Genomic DNA, 4068 nt, shown 5'->3' on the forward strand with positions numbered 1-4068 from the left:
GAGACGACACCCACCTGGCGAGGATCATACTCGGGCGTAAACGGCAATCTGCCCACTTCAAACGCCCTCTCAGATGCGTTGCGCGGTCAACTTTTTGCCATCTGCCCCAAGGATCAGAATGTTCCTGGCGATGCCATCCCGGCCATGGTCACCATCCCACCACTCAACGAAGCTGTGGGCGAGCGTTTCAGATTCAGACTTTCCGGACCCCGCCGGGTAGTCCGTGCTTATTTCAACGTCATAGTCGTGTTCGGTCAGTTGGACTGCAATCAGCGCGCGGGTGTGGTCGACTTGCTGCCCTTCGCCCTTGGCGCGAGCCCAGGTACGGAACTGCTCCAAGAGCTTCGCGTCCGGGGTCCGTTTGGTCACAGGACCGGTGGGTATCTGCTCAGGGGCGTTGGCGACGCCGTTGAGGCAACCCTGAACCCAGGCGCCACGATCCACCTCGGCAGCACTGCCGGCCCCCAGGGCCCGCCGCGTGCAGCCGCCCCACACGGTCTCGCGCACGGCCGCACCCTTGCCCGAAGAGTCATAAACCGCCTTGCCCACGGTGTATCCGGCGCGGTAGGCAGCTACATACGCAGGCATGGCGGTCGAGCGGGACTCAGGCGCAGGCTTGTTGCTGCCGCAACCGGCGAGGCCGATTAACGTGGCGACAGTGATGCCGAGTACACGGTTTGAGCGGTGATTCATTACTCCCCCTGAGTACGGTCTGCTACCCAGTAGGAGCGTATCCCGGACTCGTTGGTTCGCAGGGCGCACGATCATTGACCGGAAAGCGATGGCCAAGGGTTAGTGATCACGGATACGGTCCTGGGCTAGACCACAGCGGACTTTGTGCCAAGAGCACGACCGCTGAACTATGTTTTGGGGGAAGCAAGTTCATGAGGTTCAGTCATGCCCTGCCGATGGCCTTGATTGCTGCCGTAGCAATGTTAGCCACCGCAACACCAGCCATCGCTCAACCAGAACCATCGGCCAGCGCGTCGTCATCCGCGGCCCCACAGCCCGGCCCGAGCAACGGCCAGCCGACAGGGAAGACACCCTCGGCCAGTGACCAGCCCACAGCGCCACGCTCCGCGAGCGGACAACCACCAGCAGCGCCGTCGGACAGCGAGCAGCCAACGCCGACCCCATCCGATCCCGGGCAGGCGACGAAGGCGCCGTCAGAGGTAGCCCAGCCACCAACAAGATCCTTTGACCCAGCTCTGCCCCCCCCGCCCCGATGGACCCTCCGCTGTCTGGTGACGCTGCTGCGCTCGATACCTACTGGTCCCCTGAACGCATGGCACAAGCGGTCCCCGTCGAAGAGCAGGAGGTGCGTGAGGCCCAACTGTCCCTCGATGAGAGAGCCCAGATAGCGCGTTCTCCCTCCCATCCCTTCGAGGGCATCAAGGAGGTCGGCACCTTCTACTGGAGCGAAACCGATGAGGAAGGGAACCTGTACTACCGCTTCTGTGGGGGCACGGTGGTCACCTCGCCTGGGAAGAACCTCATAGCCACGGCAGCCCACTGCTTTGACGACAAAGACCAGCAAAAGGCTATGGTCTTCGTGCCCAAGCACAGCAAGACCAACCCCAAGCCGTATGGCGTCTACCCCATCCAGAAGGGGCAGATCTACGCCGACCCGCGCTACATGAAGAAGGGAGGCGACAAGGCCTACACCAGTCTGGACTTCGCCATTCTGAAAACCAGTGCGCGCTCCGACGGTAAGCTCGTCCAGGATGTCGTCGGATCGATTCCGCTGGGCATCAACCTCGGATTCGATCATCCGAAGACCCGCGTCCTCGGCTACCCGGGATTCGAGTCGAACCAGAACCCGCTCGACTGCGAAACGTCGATAAAGAAGTTCACCACCGGTGACCAAGATGGCTGGAAGGGCGGTACCTTCGTCGAGATCAACTGCGATGGGTATGTCTCCGGCACTTCGGGTGGCCCCTTCATCACCGCCGGATCCGAAGCCCCCCGCCTGGTGGGTGTAACCGGAGGATGGAAGACCGGTGGTCACAGCGCCAACACCTCGTACTCCTCCTACTTCGGCAACGAAATCAAGCGGATCTACGATGCCGCGGTTTCGGGGAAAATACCTGCCCCTGTAGTCCTGCCGGACGCTGAGATGTGGAAGCACGCCAAGGACATCCAGTCCGGCTACTTCACGCTAAACGGTCCTGTAGAGAATGACAGTATGGACATGTTCGTCATGTGGACGGACGGCGAGCTCTCCCTCTACCGCGGCGCCGGCAAGGAACTGAACTACTTCGACATGGAGTTCAGGATCCAGAAGCCCAGCAAGTACTGGGCCACGAACGCCAAGCAAGTCGTCGCGGGGGACTTTACCGGAGACAACGGGTCGGACCTCATCGTCCGATGGGTCGACGGGGAGGTCACCCTCTACCCCTCGGTGGACGAGAAGGGCTTCCATGGCGAGAAGCAGCTCGTACCCCCCAACGAGACCTGGGGTAAGTACGCCATTGCCCTCACCGCAGGACGATTCGGCGGCAACCAGTGGCAGGACGACCTCGTCGTCCGGTGGAACGATGGGGAGCTGACGGTTTACCAGAACACCGGCGACAAGCTGGGCAAGGAAATCAAGGTCCTCGCCCCCAATGACCAGTGGACGAAGGCCTTCGAGTTGGGCTCCGGCGACTACACACACGGTGACGTTTGGGACCTGGTCGTGCGCTGGGAAGACGGCAGGGTCACCTGCTTCGGCGATTTCACCGGCAGCAGCCTCGGCACCCAGCACCAGTGGCAGCCCCCGAACAAGACGTGGACCCACGCCATGATAGTCACAGGTGGAGATCACTCCGACAACCCGTGGCCCGACGACACTCTCGTCCGCTGGTCGGACGGCGAACTAAGCCTTTACACCGACGGTGATGAAAACGGAGTGGGCCGAGAGAACCAACTCGTCGCCCCGACACCGTAAGAACCTCGGCACAGGAGACGAGCACTCGGCCAGCGGGAGGAACTCCGGAAAGGCGCTCTGCGCCGGTGGGTGGTCGGCAATTATGCGTCACAAAGCCATGGTGAACTGTCTGGCAAGTGACGGCCGGAATTGGGTGGCCGAAGGCCCATTTGTGTACCGAGGCAATACCGCCATCGCCACATGTGGAACAGCCAAGCACACATACGTCCATGCGATCGGTCGCCCGAGAGGGTGGCTGTGCCTTAGTGCGGAGGCAACGCTGAGCCGCAGTATGTCGTGGAACATCCCGTCCTTCTGCGTTCCTTATGCGTCGCCATTTGCGTCGACCGAGGGGTTACAGGGCCCCTTCCATGTAATCCGAGGATGAAAGCGAGGAAATATGCGTTCTCTCAGGACAGCCGTCGTTGCTAGTTTTACCGGAGTAGCGTTAGCATCGGGAATATTCGCAGCAACATCGGCTGAAGCGACATCTGCGGCGATTACCCCAGCGGCGGCAGCCAGCGCAGACTGCAGGGTGTGGACGAGCGGCCAGACCGGAAACGTCAATTGCACGGGCGGTGGCATCAAAAGGCACCGCGCAATCGTCACCTGCATGAGCCGAGACGGCGGCGGCCTCAGGTGGGAGGTCAAGGGCGACTGGCATTACGGCGGGCATACCTCGTCTGCGTCCTGCGCCGTCAACCGAGATGCCGTGGTGGCTTCTGTCCGCGTTGAACGCTCGCTTCGCGGCTGAGGCGTCTTGGCAAGACGACGAGTAGGCCGAGCTGAGGAAATGAAGCACTTTAACTGATACGCGACGTCCGACGTCGAATGATGTCAGGAACTGATCACTTGGCTCGGTAACCGCAGTACACCAAAGCGGCCTTCGTCTGAACATGCGCTTTGACCAATGGTCACACACGTTCAGCACGAAGGCCGTGCGGATTCTTGTGGAGGCTTCGGATTGCGGGCCTCGAAGGCGATTTGCAAGCGCAGTTGGCACGTCACGTGGTAGGCGTGAGCGGTGATTGGTCGCCTGCCGCTCGACGAGCAGCTCGCTGCTTGAAGTCGCGGGAGGTAGGTGGCCCTGAGAGGGCGTTTGAAGTGGGCAGATTGCCGTTTACGCCCTAGTATGATCCTCGCCGGGTGGGTGTCGTCTT

At 61.4% G+C, this 4068-nt stretch carries 2 protein-coding genes; one reads left to right on the plus strand and one right to left on the minus strand.

What is annotated here, in order from left to right:
* Positions 1–69 precede the first annotated feature (69 nt).
* A complete protein-coding gene (locus tag ACH4ZA_RS39790; RefSeq protein ID WP_334539591.1) occupies positions 70–693 on the minus strand; it encodes a hypothetical protein in 624 nt (207 codons plus the stop codon).
* 592 nt (positions 694–1285) lie between these two features.
* Here ACH4ZA_RS39790 and ACH4ZA_RS39795 point away from each other — a divergent pair.
* Positions 1286–2929, plus strand: a complete 1644-nt coding sequence (locus tag ACH4ZA_RS39795) for a trypsin-like serine peptidase (protein ID WP_398433883.1) — start codon at positions 1286–1288, stop codon at positions 2927–2929.
* Positions 2930–4068: the final 1139 nt, after the last annotated feature.

Source organism: Streptomyces sp. NPDC020597, assembly GCF_044335095.1.
Classification (GTDB): domain Bacteria; phylum Actinomycetota; class Actinomycetes; order Streptomycetales; family Streptomycetaceae; genus Streptomyces.

What these genes read in the sequence shown, in the direction of transcription:
- ACH4ZA_RS39790 (WP_334539591.1), bottom strand. Translation starts at nt 693, where the DNA reads ATGAATCACCGCTCAAACCGTGTACTCGGCATCACTGTCGCCACGTTA.
- ACH4ZA_RS39795 (WP_398433883.1), top strand. Translation starts at nt 1,286, where the DNA reads ATGGCACAAGCGGTCCCCGTCGAAGAGCAGGAGGTGCGTGAGGCCCAA.